This is a genomic window from Rhodanobacter sp. Root627 (assembly GCF_001427835.1).
Taxonomy (GTDB): domain Bacteria; phylum Pseudomonadota; class Gammaproteobacteria; order Xanthomonadales; family Rhodanobacteraceae; genus Rhodanobacter; species Rhodanobacter ginsenosidimutans.
The window spans coordinates 1,017,328-1,037,496 of record NZ_LMGW01000001.1 but is presented as its reverse complement, the minus strand read 5'-3'; the positions used below and the strand labels follow the sequence as shown (position 1 = coordinate 1,037,496).

20 protein-coding genes are annotated in these 20,169 nt (G+C 65.4%); 7 read left to right on the top strand and 13 right to left on the bottom strand.

Annotated elements, in window-relative coordinates; all coding sequences use genetic code 11:
• Window positions 1-289: 289 nt before the first annotated feature.
• Window positions 290-1,147 carry a hypothetical protein gene (locus tag ASD68_RS04895; protein ID WP_056604047.1) on the top strand — a complete coding sequence of 286 codons (858 nt, stop codon included), beginning with the start codon at window positions 290-292 and terminating at the stop codon, window positions 1,145-1,147.
• 213 nt (window positions 1,148-1,360) lie between these two features.
• On the opposite strand, the gene ubiM is transcribed toward ASD68_RS04895, so the two are convergent.
• Both ubiM and ASD68_RS04885 read right to left on the bottom strand, forming a co-directional pair.
• Window positions 1,361-2,602 carry a 5-demethoxyubiquinol-8 5-hydroxylase UbiM gene (ubiM, locus tag ASD68_RS04890; protein WP_056604044.1) on the bottom strand — a complete coding sequence of 414 codons (1,242 nt, stop codon included), beginning with the start codon at window positions 2,600-2,602 and terminating at the stop codon, window positions 1,361-1,363.
• Window positions 2,603-2,866: 264 nt separating this feature from the next.
• Window positions 2,867-3,838, bottom strand: coding sequence for a LysR family transcriptional regulator (locus ASD68_RS04885; RefSeq protein WP_056604041.1), 972 nt, complete (start codon window positions 3,836-3,838; stop codon window positions 2,867-2,869).
• A gap of 97 nt (window positions 3,839-3,935) precedes the next feature.
• Here ASD68_RS04885 and ASD68_RS04880 point away from each other — a divergent pair, with 97 nt between their 5' ends.
• Both ASD68_RS04880 and ASD68_RS04875 read left to right on the top strand, forming a co-directional pair.
• Window positions 3,936-4,949, top strand: a complete 1,014-nt coding sequence (locus tag ASD68_RS04880) for a zinc-binding alcohol dehydrogenase family protein (protein ID WP_056604038.1) — start codon at window positions 3,936-3,938, stop codon at window positions 4,947-4,949.
• The gene (locus ASD68_RS04875; protein ID WP_235578636.1) at window positions 4,930-5,391 is read left to right on the top strand and encodes a heme-binding protein; all 462 of its coding nucleotides are present in this window, start codon (window positions 4,930-4,932) and stop codon (window positions 5,389-5,391) included. Before ASD68_RS04880 ends, ASD68_RS04875 begins: the two co-directional genes overlap by 20 nt.
• A 61-nt stretch (window positions 5,392-5,452) precedes the next feature.
• On the opposite strand, the gene ASD68_RS04870 is transcribed toward ASD68_RS04875, so the two are convergent.
• Window positions 5,453-6,973 (bottom strand): FAD-dependent oxidoreductase, encoded by a 1,521-nt coding sequence (locus ASD68_RS04870; RefSeq protein WP_156458334.1) that lies wholly within the window; start codon window positions 6,971-6,973, stop codon window positions 5,453-5,455.
• A gap of 104 nt (window positions 6,974-7,077) precedes the next feature.
• Here ASD68_RS04870 and ASD68_RS04865 point away from each other — a divergent pair, with 104 nt between their 5' ends.
• The 3 genes from ASD68_RS04865 (at window position 7,078) to ASD68_RS04855 (ending at window position 8,192) form a co-directional block, all read left to right on the top strand.
• Window positions 7,078-7,512, top strand: coding sequence for a MarR family winged helix-turn-helix transcriptional regulator (locus ASD68_RS04865; protein ID WP_235578635.1), 435 nt, complete (start codon window positions 7,078-7,080; stop codon window positions 7,510-7,512).
• Between the two features lie 115 nt (window positions 7,513-7,627).
• Entirely contained in the window at window positions 7,628-7,912 is a 285-nt protein-coding gene (locus ASD68_RS04860; RefSeq protein ID WP_056604025.1) for a BrnT family toxin, read from the top strand.
• Complete coding sequence (locus ASD68_RS04855) at window positions 7,896-8,192, top strand: BrnA antitoxin family protein (protein WP_082520116.1); 297 nt, start codon at window positions 7,896-7,898, stop codon at window positions 8,190-8,192. Before ASD68_RS04860 ends, ASD68_RS04855 begins: the two co-directional genes overlap by 17 nt.
• 69 nt (window positions 8,193-8,261) lie before the next feature.
• Here the strand turns inward: ASD68_RS04855 and ASD68_RS04850 are convergent, their stop codons facing one another.
• From ASD68_RS04850 to ASD68_RS04805, 10 genes are all read right to left on the bottom strand, one after another.
• A complete protein-coding gene (locus ASD68_RS04850; RefSeq protein WP_056604022.1) occupies window positions 8,262-9,029 on the bottom strand; it encodes an ABC transporter permease in 768 nt (255 codons plus the stop codon).
• A complete protein-coding gene (locus tag ASD68_RS04845) occupies window positions 9,026-9,952 on the bottom strand; it encodes an ABC transporter ATP-binding protein (protein ID WP_056079418.1) in 927 nt (308 codons plus the stop codon). The genes ASD68_RS04850 and ASD68_RS04845 overlap by 4 nt, the downstream gene beginning before the upstream one ends.
• Before the next feature lie 130 nt (window positions 9,953-10,082).
• The gene (locus ASD68_RS04840; protein ID WP_056604019.1) at window positions 10,083-10,865 is read right to left on the bottom strand and encodes a DUF1080 domain-containing protein; all 783 of its coding nucleotides are present in this window, start codon (window positions 10,863-10,865) and stop codon (window positions 10,083-10,085) included.
• Window positions 10,866-10,887: 22 nt separating this feature from the next.
• A complete protein-coding gene (locus ASD68_RS04835; protein ID WP_056604016.1) occupies window positions 10,888-11,790 on the bottom strand; it encodes a TIM barrel protein in 903 nt (300 codons plus the stop codon).
• On the bottom strand, window positions 11,787-12,848 hold the full coding sequence (locus ASD68_RS04830; protein ID WP_056604013.1) for a sugar phosphate isomerase/epimerase: 1,062 nt from the start codon (window positions 12,846-12,848) through the stop codon (window positions 11,787-11,789). The genes ASD68_RS04835 and ASD68_RS04830 overlap by 4 nt, the downstream gene beginning before the upstream one ends.
• A 3-nt stretch (window positions 12,849-12,851) precedes the next feature.
• Window positions 12,852-13,439, bottom strand: coding sequence for a gluconate 2-dehydrogenase subunit 3 family protein (locus ASD68_RS04825; protein WP_056604009.1), 588 nt, complete (start codon window positions 13,437-13,439; stop codon window positions 12,852-12,854).
• Between the two features lie 11 nt (window positions 13,440-13,450).
• Complete coding sequence (locus ASD68_RS04820; RefSeq protein WP_056604006.1) at window positions 13,451-15,142, bottom strand: GMC family oxidoreductase; 1,692 nt, start codon at window positions 15,140-15,142, stop codon at window positions 13,451-13,453.
• Window positions 15,143-15,184: 42 nt separating this feature from the next.
• The gene (locus ASD68_RS04815) at window positions 15,185-16,075 is read right to left on the bottom strand and encodes a sugar phosphate isomerase/epimerase (protein ID WP_056604003.1); all 891 of its coding nucleotides are present in this window, start codon (window positions 16,073-16,075) and stop codon (window positions 15,185-15,187) included.
• Window positions 16,072-17,313, bottom strand: coding sequence for a nucleoside permease (locus tag ASD68_RS04810; protein ID WP_082545946.1), 1,242 nt, complete (start codon window positions 17,311-17,313; stop codon window positions 16,072-16,074). The genes ASD68_RS04815 and ASD68_RS04810 overlap by 4 nt, the downstream gene beginning before the upstream one ends.
• Window positions 17,310-18,503 carry a Gfo/Idh/MocA family oxidoreductase gene (locus tag ASD68_RS04805; RefSeq protein ID WP_056603997.1) on the bottom strand — a complete coding sequence of 398 codons (1,194 nt, stop codon included), beginning with the start codon at window positions 18,501-18,503 and terminating at the stop codon, window positions 17,310-17,312. The genes ASD68_RS04810 and ASD68_RS04805 overlap by 4 nt, the downstream gene beginning before the upstream one ends.
• Window positions 18,504-18,879: 376 nt before the next feature.
• On the opposite strand from ASD68_RS04805, the gene ASD68_RS04800 reads away from it, so the two are divergent.
• A complete protein-coding gene (locus tag ASD68_RS04800; RefSeq protein ID WP_235578634.1) occupies window positions 18,880-19,956 on the top strand; it encodes a LacI family DNA-binding transcriptional regulator in 1,077 nt (358 codons plus the stop codon).
• Window positions 19,957-20,169 lie beyond the last annotated feature (213 nt).

The following is a 20,169-nucleotide window of genomic DNA, read 5'->3' as shown; positions in this document are numbered from 1 at the left end:
TCCGAATCGAAAGCGGGAAGCAACACCCCCGTCCCACCATCCGCCATAAGCCCGGACACCACTACCATCCCGAACGGCGGCAGCCGTGCCCCCGCCTTCCTCCGAAAAGCTGTCGAGGACAGTATCGCGAGCCATGCGAATCAGGCGTATCGTTCGCGGACGGCACCGACTCAGGGGTGAGGCGCCGCCCATGCACTGGAACGCCGCGTCGATGCGCGTGCCACGATGCAGCGCGATGGAATCATCGAAGCATCCCCGGCGAATTCCAAACCATGCGAGGGTTCCACACATGTCATGTTTCGATTTTCTCCGCGGCGCGTTCGGCGCGGGCCTGGGAGTGGCGGTTGCCTGCGTATCGCTGCCTGTATCCGCCGACACGCCGGTTGCCGTGACCTTTGCGCCAAACAGTGTGTGGGCGCAGGAAATCGGCAGTCTTGACCGCTCCAACAAGTCGGTCGATTACACGGTCGCCGGTGTGGCGGGCAAGACGTTCAAACTCAATCTCCTCACCCGCAGCCCGAACGTGCAGCTCAAGGTGAAAGACCAGAACCGCAGAAAAGCGGTCCTGGATTCGCAGAAGACTGGCGAGACCACCTGGACAACGGTCAACCCGGCGGACACGACGTATACGATCCAGGTCTATATCGACCCTGCCGCGGTGCCCTCCGGTGAGACCGTGAAGTACGCGTTGCAAATCGGGCAATACGGTGTCGAAGACTTTCAGGCGCCGGCGACTGCCGTGACGTTTGAACCCGGCGAGCCATGGGCGGTGCAGAGCTGGATACTGGGGGCCGACGCCACGTCGCAGAACTTCACCGTGGCCATCGCCGCGGGTATGACCGTCAAGGTCAATCTCATCTCGAACAACGCCCAGGTGCACTTCAAGGTGGATGACCAGACTCATGGCAAGCCGCTGGTCGACACGGCGACGTCCGGGGCCAAGACGTGGTCGCAGTCCGTCGGGGCTGCGACGACTTACAGGATTCAGGTGTACGTTGATCCTGCGGCGGTGGCATCAGGGCAAAAAGCACAGTTCACCCTGCAGGTCGGGCAGTACGCTTCCGGGGACGCCCGTCCCGAGAAGCTCGCCAGCGCGAGCAGTGCCGCGTCGCCGGCGGGTTCGGTGGTTCCTGAAAGCGGCCACTGAGAAACGCGCCGGAGAGTCATTCTCCGCAGAAAGGTGTCAGGGACGAATGGCTGACTTAAGCGTGAATCCCCACTCTTTCGTCATTCCCGCGAAAGCGGGAATCCAGTGACTTCGGCTTTTTACGGACGGCCAATGGCACTGGATCCTCGCTTTCGCGAGGATGACGGGCTTAAGTCAGCGCCATTCGTGTCAGGGGACAAGTTTCAGGAATGATTATTCCACGCCCGTAGCCACCCGCCCCGGACGCGCGAATTGAAAGCGGGGAGCCCGCACCCCCGTCCCAGCATCCGCTGTTAGCCCCGCCATCACCGCCATCTGGAACGGCCGCAACCGCGCACCCACCCGCAATGCCAGCTTGCGCACCACCTGCGCCGGCCGTCGGTCGTCGGTATACAAACCAGCCAGCATCTGGGTAGCCAGATACAGCGGGTGGGTGGCCAGGCGGTGTTTGCGTTCGTAGCGGCGCAGGAGCTCGCGGCTGTGGATCGGTTGCCCGGTGGCAACGGCGGCGCGCAGTTCGCGTGCCAGGGTGGCCTGGCCGAGCAGGCCGAAGTTGAAGCCGTGGGCGGTGACGGGGTGCATGCCGACGGCGGCGTCGCCGATCAGGGCGAAGCGTTCGGCCACGAAGCGTTTGGCGTACACGCCGACGAGTGGGTAGCTGCAACGCGGGCCGGCTATACGCATGGCGCCCAGGCGTTGCTGGAAGCGGGCGGCCATCGCCGTTTCCAGCGCTGCGTCATCCAGTGCCAGCAGGGCCTGCATTTCCTGCGGCGGCAGGGTCAACACCACCGACGAAGTGTGGGGATCGTGCAGCGGCAGCAGGGCGAGGGTCTGACCGACGCCAAACCATTCCCACGCCACCTGGTCGTGCGCCACGTCGTGTTGCATGCGCAGCACCAGCATGGTTTTGCCGAAGTCGTGCATGCTTGCCGGGATACCCATGGCGCGGCGGGTTTCGGAGAAGCGGCTGTCCGCGGCGACCACGAGTTGGGTGTGCAGGATGTCGCCGGTATTCAACTCGACCTGGGCGCCGTCGCTGGCGGTGCGCACGGCGGTTACCTGCACGCCGGTGATGCGCTCGGACTCGGGCTGCTCCATCACTTCGGCATACGCCGCGCGGCGGATCGCGTGATTGGACAGCAGCCAACCCAACTGTGATTTTCCGGTCTCGTCGTGGCGGAACATCAAACCGTCGTGGTCGTCGCCATCGATCACCATGGCGTCGCGCAAGGTGCCGATCTCGTTGTCGTGCAGCCGTGCCCACAGGCCCAACTCGCGCATCAGGCGCTGCGAGTGATGGGTGATCGCGATTTCACGGCCGTCGTCGGCCGGTGCGACCAGTGCCGCCTCTGGCTGCCGCTCGACCAGCGCGATGCGCAAGCCGCTGCCCGCCAGCGAGCGGGCGAAACACAGTCCGGCGGGGCCGGCGCCGATGATCACGATATCGAACGACATGGGCAGGGTGCTCCGATTGAGTCGCTGCAAGCTACCGTTTGCCACGCCCGCATGTGTTGACCCTGGTCAGGGGAGCGGCAAGGTGGCTTGTTTCAATTGCCGCAGTCTGCGCGGCTTGCCGTCGGCCTGGGTTTCTGCACGTCGCTCCTGCGTAGACAGGAGTGACGTGCCTTGTGGGCAGTGGTGTGGCGGCGCTGGATACCGCCGTGACCGGCCCTTCGGCCGTTGCGAGGCACTGGGATGACGGGCAACGGCTGGCGTTCGTCAGCGACGTGGAGCAGCTCGGCGAGGCTTGCCTTTTTGGGTGCCGGCGCTCGCTGCGACGTGTTGCCAGTAATCGTCGAGCAGGCGTGCGCAGCGCGCCTGCAGGAAGGTTTTCAGTTGCGTGATCGCCGGCGTCAATCGCGAGCGGTCGGCGCAGATGAGGTTGAGCGGTGACGGTTCGCAGTGGGCTGGCGGGAAAATTTCGACCAGGCGGCCGGCGCGCAGATCCGGAATGAGGTCGATGCGGGATTTGTAGACCAGGCCCTCGCCGGCCACCGCCCAGCGGCGCACGGTGTCGGCGTCGTCGCTGATGCGATTGCCCGAGACGCTCACGGTCTTGTTGCCGCCGGGCAGGGTGAACAGCCAGGGTTCGTGGAGTTGCTCGCTCCACACGAAGCGCAGGCAGTTGTGGTGCCTGAGGTCGTCCACGTTCGCGGGCTTGCCTGCGCGCTCCAGGTAGGAAGGCGCGGCGCACAGCGCGCGCCGGTTGTTTTCGACGAGCGGAATGGCGACCAGCGACGAATCCGACAACGCGCCGTAGCGCACGGCTGCATCCAGCGGTTCGCGCGTCAGGGTGGCGGCGCGATCGCTCATCCGCAGGTGCAGGGACAGGGCCGGATGCTGGTGCTGGAATTCGTCGAGCCAGCCCAGCAGGAGGTTCCTGCCGAAATCCGAGGGCACCGAAAGGCGAAGGCTTCCGGACAAGCTGTCTTGCGCACTGGCCAGTGCACGCTGGCCTTGCGACCGTGCATCGAGCATGGCGCGCGCATGCGGCAGATAGCGTTCGCCCTCCGCCGACAACTGCATGCTGCGGGTGGAGCGCACGAACAGCCGGGTATTCAGCGCCTTCTCCAGCCGCTGCACCGCGGCGCTGGCAAAGCCGGGGGCGATATTGAGCTGGCGGGCGGCCTCGGAAAAGCTCTCCGCCTCGACCGTCTGCACAAAGATCTGGATGTCGTCGAGTCGGATCATTTTCTTGAAAATGCGATAAGTGTTACTGACATTAACCTATTTTTCGGAAAAACGAACATCGACACAATGGCGCCTCCAGATCACCTAGAGCACGCCCATGAAAGCTGTCGGCTTTTTCCAGAACCTCCCGATCGACCACCCCGACGTCCTGCAGGACGTTGAACTGGCCACACCCGAGTTGCGCGATCACGACCTTCTGGTCGAAGTGAAAGCCGTCTCGGTGAATCCGGTGGACACCAAGATCCGCGCCCATGGCGACGTACCGCAAGGCGCGCCCCGCATTCCCGGCTGGGATGCGGCGGGCATCGTTCGGGCGACGGGGCCGCTGGCCACACGCTTCAAGCCCGGCGATCGCGTCTGGTATGCGGGCGACATCACGCGGCCGGGCAGCAACAGCGAACTGCAGGCGGTCGACGAGCGCATCGTGGGGCCGATGCCCCGGTCGCTGGATTTCGCCGAAGCGGCTTCGCTGCCGCTGACCGCCATCACCGCGTGGGAGCTGCTGTTCGACCGCCTGCGCGTCCACGAAGCCGATCCCACCGAGAACAGCGTGTTGCTGGTGACGGGTGCGGCCGGCGGCGTGGGCTCCATCCTGACCCAGCTCGCACGTCGGTTGACGGGCGTCACCGTCATCGGCACCGCCTCGCGGGACCAGACGCGCGAGTGGGTACTGGCGCACGGTGCGCACCACGTCATCAACCATCGCGAGCCGTGGGCGCCGCAGTTGCAGGCGCTGGGCATCAAGGAAGTCGATTTCGTGGTGGGCCTCAATGAAAGCGCGAGCTACGTGCCGCAGATTGCCGCGGTGATGCGCGCGGAGGGCAAGTTCGCGCTGATCGACGATCCGGTCGCGCTCGACATCGGCCCGTTCAAGACCAAGTCCATCTCGATCCATTGGGAGCTGATGTACACGCGCCCGATCTTCACCACGCGCACCATCGCCCGACAGCACGCCTTGCTGCGCCGCATGGCCGAACTGGTCGATCGCGGCGACGTGGTGCACACGCTCACCCGACGTATCGATGGTCTCGATGCCGCTGGCCTGATCCAGGCGCACGCGCTGGTCGAGGCCGGCAACATGATCGGCAAAGTTGTCGTTGCCGCCCGCTGACTCTTCATCCCCAGGAATCGCCATGAACGCAACCACCAACCCCATCCTCAGCCTGGAAGCCGCGCATGAATTGCTCGGCCAGGCCCGTTCGGCATGCGCCCAGCGCGGCTTCGCGGCCACTATTGCCATCACCGATGCGGGCGGTCATCTGCGCGCCTTCGAACGTGCGGACGCGGCGCCGTTCCTGACCGCCGAGGTGGCCATGGACAAGGCATGGACCGCTGCATCGTTCGGCATGTCGACGCATCAATGGAACCACTACATGAGCGAGCCGATGGTGGCTCCGTTGGGCCAGCATCCGCGGCTGATGGCGGTGGGCGGCGGCGTGCCGATCATGCTCGATGGCAAGCTTGCGGGTGGCATCGGCATCTCTGGCGGCACGTCGGCGCAAGACCATGAAGCGGCCGAGGATGCGCTGCGTTCGCTTGGACTGCTCGCCTGAGTCGTTCGCGGTTTCGGCGGGAGTTGCCGCGCCACCGGGACAGGCGGTGACGCGGAGGAATTCAGGCTGGGGTGGCGTCTGCGATCTTCCCCAACGCGATGCCAAAGCGTTGCAAATACGCATGCAGCGCATCGATCCCGTCACCCGCGATGAAAGCCCCGATGTACCCGTCCGGCCGCACCAGCACCCAGCTGTTCGACGCCACGCCATACGCGTCGCGGAAATGCCCCTGCGTGTCGACCACGTCGCCGCGATTGCCGAACACGTGGATGCGCAGCTGCGGATGCGGTGGGATGCTGTCGCGGTCGACGTCCTGGCCCAGCAGCGTCCAGTGTGGTCCCCGCAGCAGGTCGAAGATGCGGGTGGGCAGGCCGGTGGCGTGATGGATGGGTGCGTCGGGCGCACGGTCGCCCGGCTGCGGGCCATGCGATCTTTGCGGCGCCTCCAGGCTCAGTGACGAGGTGGGGTAGCCGAGGTCGAGTTGGCGGACTTCGCGGCCGCGTCGGCCGTCGCCGCGCTTGGCGGCATCGAGCAGTCGGGTCGAGAGGCCGAGCACGCTTTCGGCGATGGGGCGGCGTTCTTCCTCGTAGCTGTCCAGCAGGGCGTCCGGCGCGCCGGCCAGTACGGCACCCAGCTTCCAGCCGAGGTTGTACGCATCCTGCACACTGGTGTTCAGGCCCTGGCCACCGGTGGGCGGATGCGTGTGGGCGGCGTCGCCGACCAGGAAAACACGGCCGACGCGATAGCGGTCGGCCAGCCGGGCGTTCATGTGGAAGGCGGAAGCCCACGACACCTCGCTGACGTGGATGTCGCTGCGCCCGGTGCGTTGCGCCAGCATGGTGTTGAGGCCGGCGACGGAAAGGTCGACGTCGCCTTCGAGCGGGATTGGTGCCTGGATCTGGAACATCCCGGTTCCCGCTAGCGGACACATCGCGATCTGCTGCGGCATGTCTGTGTCGTTGAAGCGATGCCAGGCATCCCGTTCCAGACCGTGCAGGGTGACGTCGGCCACCATGGCGCGCACGCCCAGGGTCTTGCCGGGGAAACCGATACCCAGCGCCTGGCGCACGAAACTGCGGCCGCCATCGGCGCCGACGAGATAGCGGGCGCGCACGCTTTCCGCACCGCGCGGGCCGTCGAGCGTGGCAGTCACACCTTGCGCATCCTGTTGCACCGCCACCAGTTCGAAGCCGAATGCCACCTGATGCCCGAGCTCCGCCAGGCGCTCGCGCATGATCCGTTCGGTCAGGAATTGCGGCAGCATCCACGGCAGGGCGTGCGGTTCGGCCGGAGTGGCCGCGATCTCCTGACCCAGCGCGATATCGTCATGGCTTCCGTCCGCGCGGTAGGTGCGCATCAGCGGGTAGGGGCCGCCGCTGGCGTGGATGCGGTCGACGATGCCAAGATCCTCGAAGACTTCCAGTGTCCTTGGCTGGATGCCCTTGCCGCGCGAGCCGTGGAAAGGCGCATTATTTTTCTCGATCAGGCGAAAGCTGACACCACGCCGCGCAAGATCGATGGCCAAGGTCAGGCCGGAGGCACCGGCGCCGCAGATCAGTACATCGGTGTTCGACACGTTCATCGTGGTTCCATATATGTGCAAAATGCACATGAATTGAGGATCGTATGGCTTCCAGAAAAAATGTGCAAGATGCACATATATCCTCCCGTGTGCGTGCGTTGCACATGGCGTTGATCAGCGTGGTCAGCGTGCTGAACCGGCCGGAGGTCGATGAGCGACTGGTACGCGATGCCGGCATCGCGCTGGACCGCGCACTGTTCCCCTTGCTGGTGGTGATCGAGCGACTCGGCCCGATTGGTGTCGTCGATCTGGCCGGCCGGGCCGGGCGCGACTACACCACCGTGAGCCGACAAGTCACCAAATTGGAGACACTGGGTCTGGTGCAACGCCAGGCGAGCGAAACCGATGCACGCGTGCGCGCGGCCGCCGTTACCCCGAAGGGAAAGGCGATGACCGATGCGCTGGATGCGGCGCGCGAACGCATGGCGCGCAAGCTCTTCGCCGAATGGAGCGAAGCGGATGTCGACACGCTGGTGAATCTGCTGCAGCGGTTTGCCGCCGATATCGAGGCGCAGACAATGGGTAAGGGACAGGCGTAGTCGTATCGCGAGCCGGCGCGTGGGTTTTTACCGGGGTGACAAAGCGATGCTCCGGGTTTGACTCCCCCATCATATGTAACTACATTTGGTAGTTACATATGATGGGGCCCAGGGAATGGACTTCGAGTGGGATGATGCCAAAGCGGCTTTGAATCTGCGCAAGCACGGCATCGCGTTTGAAGAGGCTGCACGCGTGTTTCTCGATCCGGGCCGCATCGACATGGTCGATGATCGCGAGGAGTACGGAGAGGAGCGTTGGCTGAGCATCGGCTGGGTGGATCCCGTGCTGCTGGTGGTAGTGCACGCCGTGCGTGGTGTCCACGGCGAGGTCACACGCATCATTTCGGCCCGCAAGGCCAACGCTTACGAGCGAGCGATTTATCATGAAGTACAAAATTGATCCCAAACACCCTAAGCCGCTCGCCACCGCGCAACGCAAACGCATGCAAGCCGTCGCGGACATGCCGGATGAGGCCATCGACTACAGCGACATTCCGGCGCTGTCGCCTGCGTTCTGGGCGGCGCATCGTCCCGCGCGCGCCGAGCCAAAGGCGCAGGTGACCCTGCGCATCGACCGGGACGTGCTTGATTACTTCAAGGACGGGGGGGCGGGTTACCAGACGCGGATCAACGACGTGCTGCGCAGCTTCGTCGCCGCGCACACGTCGGACCGGCGTTGAACACCCGATGGCATTTCGTTGTTGCCGCTTGTGTCGAGACCGGCGTCAGCTTGTGCCTGGTCCCGCGTTTCAGGCCTTCAACCGATACCCCGTGCGGAAGATCCACCACACCCCGGCCAGGCAGGCCGCCAGGAAGAGCAGCGTCATGCCCATGCTGATTTCCACGCTGACGTCCGATACACCGTAAAACGCCCAGCGGAAGCCGCTGATCAGGTACACCACCGGATTGAACAGGCTGATCTTCTGCCATAGCGGCGGCAGGATGTGGATCGAGTAGAAGCTGCCGCCCAGGAAGGTCAGCGGGGTGACGATCAGCAGTGGCACCAGCTGCAGTTTCTCGAAGCCGTCGGCCCAGATGCCGATGATGAAACCGAACAGGCTGAAGGTCACCGAGGTGAGGATCAGGAACGCCACCATCCAGACCGGATGGGCGACGTCGAAGTCCACGAACAGCCGCGCGGTGGCCAGGATGATCAAGCCCAGCAGCACCGACTTGCTGGCGGCGGCACCCACGTAGCCGCCCAGGATCTCGAGGTACGACACCGGCGCGGAGAGGATCTCGTAGATGGTGCCGGTGAACTTGGGGAAGTAGATGCCGAACGAGGCGTTGGAGATGCTCTGCGTCAACAGCGACAGCATGATCAGGCCGGGCACGATGTAGGCACCGTAGCTGACGCCGTCGATGCCGCCCATGTGCGAGCCCATTGCCGCGCCGAACACCACGAAATACAGCGTGGTGGAGATCACCGGCGAGACGATGCTCTGCAGCAGCGTACGGCGGGTGCGGGCCATCTCAAAGCGGTAGATCGCGCCCATGCCATGCCAGTTGAACTTCATGCGCGGTCCTCCACCAGGCTCACGAAAATATCCTCCAGCGAACTCTGGCGGGTCTGCAGGTCCTTGAAGTCGATGCCCGCTTCGCCGAGGCGGCGCAGCAGCGTGTCGATGCCGGTGTTTTCGCCCTGGGCATCGAAGGTGTAGACCAGTTGCTGGCCATCCTCGGACAGCGTCAGCGGGTAATCGGACAGGGCGGCGGGAATCGCCGTCATCGGCGCCTGCAATTGCAGGATCAGCTGCTTGCGGCCCAGCTTCTCCATCAGCTCGGCCTTGCCCTCGACCAGGATCAGCTCACCCTTGTTGATCACGCCGATGCGGTCGGCCATTTCCTCGGCCTCGTCGATGTAGTGCGTGGTGAGGATGATGGTGACGCCGGTGTCGCGCAGCGCGCGCACCATCGCCCACATGTCGCGGCGCAACTCCACATCGACGCCGGCGGTAGGCTCGTCCAGAAACAGGATCGGCGGCTCGTGCGACAGCGCCTTGGCGATCATCACGCGCCGCTTCATGCCGCCGGACAGCGTCATCAGCTTGCTGTCTTTCTTGTTCCACAGCGAGAGATCGCGCAGCACTTTCTCGATGTGCGCCGGATTGGGCCGCTTGCCGAACAGCGCACGGCTGAAGCTGACCGTGTCCCACACGGTTTCGAAGGCGTCGGTGGTGAGCTCCTGTGGCACCAGGCCGATGCGTTCGCGCGCGGCGCGGAAATCACGCACCACGTCGTGCCCGTCGGCCAGCACGTTGCCGCTGCTGGGATTCACGATGCCGCAGATGATGCTGATGAGCGTGGTCTTGCCGGCGCCGTTGGGGCCGAGCAGGGCGAAGATCTCGCCGCGGCGGATCTGCAGGTCGATGCCCTTGAGCGCGCTGAAGCCCGAGGCGTAGGTTTTTGTCACCTGGCGCACGTCGATGATCGATTGCACGGTGCGTGTGTTCCTGTCGCATGCGAAGCGGCCGAGTATAAACACTGCGGCCGTTGGGGCTGTTCGCTTTTCGTTGGGCGGCACTACGCACGCGCCGGCGGCGCCACGCATCGACCGATGCGATACCCGCTCAATCCAGCGGACGCACCCAGATGTTGCGGAAGCTGATGGGCTGCGAGGGGTCGCCGTGCGCCTGCAGCTTGATCGGCGCGTCGGTGTACGGCGTGTAGGCCGGCTTGCCGATGTAGACGGTTTCGCCGGTCAGCGCGGTGTGGTTTTGCACCAGCACGCCGTCGTGAAGCACGGTGACGTAGGCCGGCGCGGTGAGCGTGCCGTCGGCGGCGAACACCGGTGCCGTCCAGACGACGTCGTAGGTTTGCCATGCGCCCGGCGGACGCATGGCGTTCACTAGCGGCGGCGTCTGTTTGTAGACGCTGGCGGCCTGGCCATTGACGTAGGTGGGGTTTTTCCACGAATCCATGATCTGCAGTTCGTAGCCCGCGTCGCCCGGCCCGGTCGAGGCCAGGAACAGGCCGCTGTTGCCGCGCGCCTGGCCTTCGCCGGCGATATCCGCCGGCACCTGCCATTCCAGGTGCAACTGATAGTTCTTGAACCGCTGCCGGGTCTGGATGTTGCCGGCCTTCTTGTCGACCGTCAGCACGCCATCGTGGACTTTCCAGCGGGCCGGCGAATGGTCGTCGACCGACTCCCATCGATCGAGGTTGCGGCCGTCGAACAGCACGATCGCATCCGAGGGCGGTGCGGCGTCGTGCTTGCCCGGTGTCACCAGCTTCGGCACCGGCTGCCATTGTTCGGTGGCTTTGGGGTCGGTCGGTGGGTGATCCGCGGTAGTGGCGAAAGAGGGTGCGGCGGTAGCCAGCGTGGTGAAGATCAACATGGTTTGCCAAGTCATGGGCAGCTCCGAAACGGGAAAATCAGACCGTACACACCCTGACCGCCTCGGCGAAGGCGGCGAACGGGTCGGGCCCTGCCGGCACGAACTCATGCGCGAGATAGCCGTCGAAGCCCAGATCCGCGATCGCCTTGGCGATGGCGTGGTAGTTGAGCTCCTGGGTGTCGTCGATCTCGTGGCGGCCCGGTACGCCGGCGGTGTGGAAATGGCCGATCCAGGCGATGTTGTCGCGGATCGTGCGGATCACGTCGCCCTCCATGATCTGCATGTGGTAGATGTCGTAGAGCAGCTTCACGTGGGGTGAATCGACGCCCTTTATCACGGCGACGCCGAAGCGCGTGCTGTCGCCCTGGTAGCCGGGATGGTCGACCTTGCTGTTCAGCAGTTCCACGCAGATCGTGACGCCGTGCTCGGCCGCATACGGCGCGATCTTCGAAAGCCCGGCGACGCAGTTGTCGATGGCATGGCCTTCATCGATGCCCGGTTGGCGGTTGCCGAACATCGTGATCAGGTTGGTCACGCCTGCGCGCTTGGCCAGCGGGATGGCGGCTTCCAGTTCCTTCAGCAGCACGGCGTGATGGGCCGGGTTGTTGAAACCCATGGTGAGGAAATTGTCGCGCTTGGCGGGGTAGCCCATGGTGACGGCCAGACCACTGTCGTTGACCACCGCCCATTCGTCCGCGTAGACCAGATCGACGCCGGCAAAACCGATTCCCTTGAGCCGCCGGCACAATTCCGGCAGCGGCGCCTGCGAGGTCCAGCGGCTCAGCGATTGCTTCAGGCGCCCTGGCGTCATCTTTTGCGACCGGGGTGGGTGCGACCCGCTGTCGGCCGATGCGGCCAGCCATGGCGCGGCGCCCAGCGCGGTGATGGTGGTGCCGAGCCAGGCCAGCGCATCGCGACGGGTGATGCCGCTGGCGGTCATGACGCGTCCATCCCCAGCACGCGGCGATTGAACGCGGCGTCGGCGCCGGTTGCGGCGAAGTCATCGAACGCGCGCTCGGTGACCTTGATGATGTGTTCGCGGATGAACGTCGCGCCTTCGGCCGCGCCTTGCTCGGCGTCCTTGATGCAGCACTCCCATTCCAGTACGGCCCAACCCGGGTAGCCGTATTGCGCAAATTTGCTGAAGATCGAGCGGAAGTCGATCTGCCCGTCGCCCAGCGAGCGGAAACGGCCGGGGCGGTCGATCCAGCTCTGGTAGCCACCATAGACGCCCGAGCGGCCGTTGGGGCGGAACTCGGCGTCCTTCACGTGGAAGGCGCGGATGCGCTCGTGATAGAGGTCGATGAAGGCGAGATAGTCCAGCTGCTGCAGCACCATGTGACTGGGGTCGTAGAGGATGTTGGCGCGCGGATGCTGGTCCACCGCATCGAGGAAGCGCTCGAAGGTGGCGCCGTCGTGCAGGTCCTCGCCCGGGTGCAATTCGAAACAGACGTCCACCCCGGCGTCGTCGAACGCGTCGAGGATCGGACGCCAGCGCTTGCCCAGTTCCGCAAACGCCTGCTCGATCAACCCGGCCGGACGTTGCGGCCACGGATAGAACAGATGCCAGGCCAGCGCGCCGGAGAAGGTGGCGTGCGCGGTGAGGCCGAGGTGCTTGCTGGCTTTCGCCGCCAGCTTGAGCTGCTCAACCGCCCACGCCTGGCGCTCGACCACGTTGCCACGCAGCGCGGGCGGCGCGAAGCCGTCGAACAATGCGTCGTAGGCCGGGTGCGATGCCACGAGCTGCCCTTGCAGATGCGTGGACAGCTCGGTCACCGCCAGCCCGTGTTCGGCCAGCATGCCAGTGATGTCGTCGCAATACGTCTTGCTGGCCGCGGCCTGCTCCAGGTCGAACAGGCGGGTGTCGTTGGAGGGGATCTGCACGCCGACAAAACCCAGCGACGACGCCCAGCGGGCGATGTTGGGCAAGGTGTCGAACGGTGCGGAGTTGCCCGCGTATTGCGCCAGGAAAATGCCCGGGCCTTTGAGTGTTTTCATGGGTCAGAGCCTCAAGACGGTTTCGACAGCCCAGGCGCGGCCATTGCCCGCCTTGGACAAGGGCACATCGGCCTGGTAGCCGCCGGGGACGGCCACGTACTGCAGCACCTGCGTGCAGCCGGGTTCGGACATGAAGTAACCCAGCATCGCCAGCTTCTTGCTCATCAGCACGAAGGCCGCGGCGGAGTTGTGGTCGATGTGGCGGCCGCTGGCGAGCGCCTCGCCATGCAGCCGGGTGACCAGCGCCTTGCGCTGCGCGGCGTCGAGTTGCAGGAACGGCGTGCCGCCCGCGCGCTCGAACGCGGCCAGTGCGCCCAGGTAGCGCGCTTGTTCCGCCTTGGAATACACGTCCCGGAACATCTGCTCGATGAAACGCGGCACGCCCGCGTCCAGCGCGCCGGGGGTATCGGTGCGCGGGATGATGATGTCGACCACGGCGGCCACCACGTCCGCTTGCGGCGGGCTGAAAAAACGGGGGCCGATGGCGGGTTTTTGCGCGGCGGCATGCGCATCGAATACGGCCAGCAACGGTGCGCCTGCCGCGCTGAGCGCCAGCGCGGACATGCACTTCAACCATTCGCGACGGTTCATGGCGTTTCTCCTCAGACGTTGCCGCGCTTCAGTTCTTCCACGGCATGGTTGGCCGCGCGTGCCGTCAGCGCCATGTAGGTCAGCGACGGGTTCTGGCAGGCGGACGAGGCCATGCAGGAGCCGTCGGTGACGAAGACGTTCTTGCAGGCGTGCATCTGGTTCCAGCCATTGAGCACCGAGGTCTTCGGATCGCGGCCCATGCGCGCGGTGCCCATCTCGTGGATGCCGGCACCCACGTTCGCCTTGATCTTGTAGGTCGCCACGTTGCGGTAGCCGGCGGCACTGAGCATCTCGGCGGCGTCGTTCATGATGTCCTTCTCCATGCGGACTTCGTTCTCGCCGTGGGCGGCGTCGAAGTTGAGCAGGGGCAGGCCGTACTTGTCCTTGCGGTTGCGATCCAGGGTGACGTGGTTGCTGTGCGACGGCAGCATCTCGCCGAAGCCGGTCATCCCGATGCGCCACGGGCCCGGCGCCTCGGCCGCGCGCTTCAGCTCGTCGCCAAGCAACGGTTGGTCGACCAGTCGCGTCCAGTCCTGGCGGCTGGCGCCTCCCTGGAAACCGAAGCCGCGCAGGTAGTCGCGCTTGTCGCTGCCGATGTTGCGGTAGCGCGGGATGTAGAAACCGTTGGGGCGACGGCCGGTGTAGTAGCGGTCCTCGTGGCCATCCACCAGGGCGCCAGCGCCGCTGCCGAACACATGGTCCATGATGTTGTGGCCCACCTCGCCGCTGTCGTTGCCGAAGCCGTTGGGGAAGCGGCTGGAGGTGGAGTTGAGCAGCAGGTGCGCGGTGCCGAAGGTGGAGGCGCAGACGAAGATGATGCGCGCGAAGTAGTCGGTCTGCTGGCCGGTTTCGGCATTCAATACGCGCACGCCGGTGGCCTTGCCCTTGGCGTTGTCGTAGATCAGTTCGTGCACGATGGCGTTGGCCACCATGGTCATGTTGCCGGTGCGCTGGGCGGAGGGCAGGGTGGACGAGTTGCTGCTGAAATAGGCGCCGTACGGGCAGCCGCGCATGCACAGGTTGCGGTATTGGCAGGGCGCGCGTTGCGGGCTCTTGTCGTGCTTCAGCGGCGCGGACAGGTTGGCGGTGCGGCCGATGATCAGCCTGCGCCCCAGCTTGCTGGCCAGCTTCTCGCGGAAGTCCTTCTCGACGGCGTTGAGCTCCATCGGCGGCAGGTACTGGCCATCGGGCAGTTGCGCCAGGTGATCGGTGTCGCCGCTGACGCCGATGAACTCCTCGACGTAGTCGTACCAGGGCGCCAGGTCGTCATAGCGGATGGGCCAGTCCACGCCCACGCCATCCTTGCCGTTGGCCTCGAAATCCATCGGGCTGAAGCGGTAGCTCTGCCGGCCCCACATCAGCGAGCGGCCGCCGACCTGGTAGCCGCGGAACCAGTCGAACGGCTTGGTTTCCTCGTACGGATTGTCGAGGTCGTCGACGAACCAGTGCTTGGTGGATTGCTTGATGCCGTAGAAGGAGGGACGCGTGTGGACCGGATGCCGGCGGATGTCTTCCTGCGTGGGCTCGTCGGCGTAGGGCAGCTCCCACGGTGCCTTCATCGCCGTGGGGTAGTCGCCGTGCTCGACCATGCGGCCGCGGTCCAGTACCAGGGTCTTGAGTCCTTTCTCGGTCAGTTCCTTGGCGGCCCAGCCGCCGCTGATGCCGGTGCCGATGACGATGGCGTCGTAGATGTGGTTGTTCATGGAGCCCCCGGGGAAAAGGCGATCAGACGGAAAGGTGGGCGCTCAGCGCCACGGACGCAGGTAGTCGTAGTCGATGCGCGCGGCGTCGAGTTGGCTGATGCGCGAGAACGGGCCTTCCTGCTCGACGAAGCAATGCTTCAACCCGGCTTGATCCGCCGCGGCCATGATCGGCTGGTAGTCGAGCGTGCCGCGGCCCAGTTCGGAACCAGGGTAGTTCCCGTTGCCGGCGCCGGGCAGGAAATCCTTGGCGTGCATCAGCGGCATGCGGCCGGGGTTGGCCTTGAAGTAATCCGCGGGGTTCTTGCCGCCGACGTGGACCCAGCCGCAGTCCAGTTCGAACTTCACCAGGTCGTGCCGGGTTTCCTTCATCAGCACGTCGTAGAACGTCTGGCCGCCGCCCACATCGGAAAATTCCAGGTGGTGGTTGTGATACGCATACTGCAGGCCCGCCTGCTTGGCTTTCTCGCCCAGGCGATTGGCGTATTCCGCGGTGCGTTTGGCGCCGTCGAGTGAATAGTCCTGCTCGCCATGCTTGCCCTTGGCGGCCAGCTCTTTCTGCATGATCGCCGGCAGCATGCTGCTGACGATGTACTGCGCGCCCAGCGTGTGCGCCGCCTCGAGGCCCGGCTCGAAACCGATGCCGTCGAAGTGAAGGCTGGGGCAGCGCAGGCCGGTGGCGTCCAGCTGGCCGCGCAGGTTGGCGGCGGTGCTGGTGATGATGGCCTCGATCTCGGTGTAGCCGATTTCCTTGAGTGTTTTCAGCGCGCCGACCGGATCGTCCTGATAGGCCTTGAGGATCATGTAGAGCTGGATGCCCATCGGCTTGCCCCGCGCGGCGGCGGCGAATGCCCTGCCGGCGGTGCTGGTGGCCAGAAATGCAGCGGTGCCGCAAAGCGCCGAGCGGGACAGGAACTGCCTGCGGGTCATCGTCATGGGGTTTTCTCCCGGGTGGCCAGGTCGAGGTGGGAAAGGTCGGGGTCCGCGGCGCGTTCGCGGTCCTTGAACAGCAGCACGAACAGCACCAGCACGGCGGCGGCGAAGCCGGCGGCGGTCAGCCAGATCGGACGCCATTGATGCGCGACGATGCCCTGGGCGTCCGTCGCGGCGTAGGCATCGACGGCCAGCCCGGACAACCACGAGCCCACGAACATGCCCAGGCCATAGGTGATGAAGGTGATCAGGCCCTGGGTGGCAGCGCGCAGGGCCGGCGGCGCCTCGCGGTCGATGTAGATCTGGCCGACCACGAAGAAAAAGTCGAAGCAGATGCCGTGCAGAATGATGCCCAGCCACAACATCCACATCAGCTCGTCCGGTGTGCCGAAGGCGAACATCACGTAGCGCACTACCCAGGCCAGCATGCCTACCGCCAGCATGTACTTCACGCCCAGGCGGCGGAAGAACCAGGGGATCAGCAGCATGCAGAGGATTTCCGACATCTGCCCGCCAGTCATCTTGCCGGCCGCGTTGACCACGCCCACTTCGTTGAGGAACAGGTTGGTGAACGCGTAATAGAACTGCAGCGGGATGCAGATCAGGAACGAGGCGAGGGCGAACACTGCCATCGAGCGTCCGCGCAGCAGATGCAGGGCTTCCAGCGGCAGCGCCTGGCGCAGCTCGAAACGCTTGTTGCCGGCCAGCGGCGGGGTGGCGGGAAGGGTGAGGCAATAGCCCGCCATCGCCAGCGACAGCCCGGCCGCCAAATACAGCGGCGATGCGGTGGCCTCGATGCCGGCGGCGCCGACGACCAGGCCGACCACGATCCAGCCGATCGAGCCGAAAACACGGATGGCGCCGAATTCCTCGCGCGGATCATCGATGTGCCGCATCGCCAGCGAGGTCGTCAGCGCCAGGGTCGGCATGTAGCAGAGGCTGTAGAGCAGCAGCGTGGCGTAGAGCACGCCGAATGCCTGCTGCTGCGCCGCGAACACCAGCAGCGCGGCACCCAGCACCTGCAAGGCGACCAGCACGCGGCGGGTATCAAACCAGCGGTCCGCCAGCAGGCCGGCGAACAGCGGCGAGATCATCGCGCCGATCGCCGTGGTGCCGGCGATGGCGCCGATTTCCGTGCCGCTGAAATGCAGCGTCTGGCCCAGCCAGGTGCCCACGGTGACGTACCACGCACCCCAGATCGCGTATTGGAAAAGCATCATCAAGCGAAGGCGCCACTTCATTTCCGTACTCCCCTTTTGCGTGGTGGTTCGCGGTCGTCTTCCACGTTTTGCCATGCGCCGCCCGCGGCATGGCTCTTGAGCATGGCATCGATCACCAGCGCGTTGCGGTAGCCGTCGGCGAAGGTCGGCAACGCGGCCGGTTTCGTCTGTGGCGTGCCGCCCTTGCGGATCCAGGCATAGGCATCGGCGATCAGGTTGCGGAAGGCGTCGCTCCACGCTTCCGGATGGCCGGCGGGCAGGTGTGCGTAGCCGCGTGCGGCCGAGTCGAGCAACGCCGGATCACGCGACAGCACGGCGTTGGCGCGGTCGTGGTGGCCGATCCACAGCTCGTTGGGGTTTTCCTGGCGCCATGCCAGCGAGGCGAGGCGGCCATTAACTTCCAGTCGGAGATCGTTCTTGTGGCCGGGCAGTACCTGGCCCACGGTGACGCAGCCGCGGGCGCCGTTGTCGAAACGCAGCAGCACGCTGGCGGTGTCCTCGCTGGTGATCTTCACGTCGCGCCGCGGTGCCGCTTTTGCCTTGGCGAAAGCGCGCGTCGGCGCCGCCGCCACATGGCGCACCGGCACCGCCGTGTAAAGGTCGGCCAGCACCGCGGTGATGCGCGCGCCGGTGACGTGTTCGGCCAGGTCGCACCAGTGCGAGCCGATGTCGCCCAGCGCGGAACTGGCGCCGCCGCGCTTGGGATCGAGGCGCCACGAATAGGTCTTGTCGTCAGTCAGCCAGTCCTGCAGGTAGCAGCCGTGCACGAATACGGGTGCCCCCAATTTGCCCTTGGCGATCATGGCGCGCGCCTGTTGCACCAGCGCGTGGCTGCGGTAGTTGAACGTCACCACGTGCGCCACACCGGCGTCGCGCGCGGCCTCGTGCAGTTCGCGGCTTTCCTGCAGGTTGCTGGCCAGCGGCTTGTCGGAGATCACATGCTTGCCGGCGCGCAAGGCCGCCAGCGAGATCTCCCGGTGCAGGTGATTGGGCGTGGTGTTGTGGACGACCTGCACGGCCGGGTCGGCCAGCAACTCGTGGTAGTCCGTGTAGGCATGTCCAACGCCAAGCTCGCGTGCCCGCTTCTGCGCCGAGGCCAGACTGGAACCGGCAAGGCCCACGACCTCGACATTGCCCAGCCGGCGCACGGCATCGATGTGATGCGCGGCGATGAAGCCTGGCCCGACCAGGGCCATGCCGAGGGACTTCATGCGGATGCCTCGCGGTTCGGCGCGTCGTTTGCGCCTGCCATTGCGTGGGTGCCGCTCGATACGGGCTGGCTTGCCATCTCCCCTCCGGCGGCATGGCTGCCGCATGCGATGTATTCGATTACATGATGGCGGGAAACGACGGATTTACCCGGCTTCCCTCAGTCGGCGCTGCAAGACGAATATGCAAAAAAACGTCGGAATACGTGGCAAGCTGTGTAACAGATGCGCAAATGCCCGCGCAACTGTTGGATGTAATCCATTACATTGCGTTGCACAAAAATTGCTGTGGACGGGTTGGGAAGCGCCCCGCATGGCGCGTTGGTTGGCCAGGCGGGTGCTATCGTGCGGCGCAGCGTCGACGAGGAGGTGGCAGACCGTGAGTTCGGAAGGATCCAGAGGCAAGCGATCCACCGCCAGCGCAACGCGCGCGGCCGCGACGCCCGCGCGGGTGAGGACGATCAAGGAGATCGCCGCCATTGCCAACGTTTCGGTGGCGACGGTGTCGCGGGCATTGCAGCGGCCCGAGGTGGTCAACGAGACCACGCGCCTGCGCATCCAGGAGGTGGTCAAACGCGTGGGCTACACGCCCAATGCGCTGGCACGCAACCTGCGCACGGCACGGACGCGACTGATCGTGGCGTTGCTGCCGGACATCGCCAATCCCTTTTTCTCCGAGGTGATCCGCGGCATCGAGCAGGTGGCGCACGAGAGCGGCTACTCGGTACTGCTGGGCGAAACCCAGAGCAGCCTGGTGCGCGAGCAGGCGTATGCCGACATGGTCGCCGCGCGCCAGGCCGACGGCATCATCACCATGTCCCATCGCGTGCCGAAGATTCCCATGCCGGGTCGGCTGCCGGTGGTCAACGCCTGCGAGTACGTGAAGGACAAGCAGATTTCCAGCGTCTACGTGGACAACGTCGCCGCCGCGGGCGCCGCCGTCGATTATCTGGTGATGCTGGGGCATCGCCAGGTCGCCTTCATCGCCGGCCCGCCGTCGAGCCCGATCTGCGTGGACCGCGAAAAAGGCTACCGGCTGGCGTTGCAGCGGGCGAAGCTCGCCTTCGATCCCGCGTTGATGGTCAGCGGCGATTTTTCGATCGAGGCGGGCGAACGCGCCGTCGAGCTGCTGCTGTCGCAGGGGCAGTCGTTCAGCGCGGTGTTCTGCTCCAACGACGAGATGGCGATCGGCGCCATGCGCGCGTTGAGTTCGCACGGATTGCGCGTGCCGGAGGATGTTTCGGTGGTGGGTTTCGACGACATCCGTTTCGCGCGCTACACCTCGCCCGCGCTGACCACCGTGGCCCAACCCAAGAATGCGTTGGGGCGCGAGGCCATGGCGATGCTGATCGAGTTGCTGGCCGATCCCGAAGTACCACCGCGCAAGCGGGTGCTGTCGGCGGATCTGGTGGTGCGCGGTTCGACGGCGCCACCGTCGCCGCGCAAGCGGAAGTGACGATCGGAGAGGGCTGGATTTTTAAGGCCCCTGGAGCAGCGAACTCCTCCTCCGATCACACTGAGCGTAGCCGCCCGCAGGGCGGCGAAGTCGAAGTGATGCGGGAAAGTTCACGAGGCGTGCCCTTCGACTCTGGCCGCTGCGCGGCCGACGCTCAGGGAGAACGGTGAGAGGGTGCGTTTCCACCGCGTTTTGAATGGCGTCTCAAGGCTG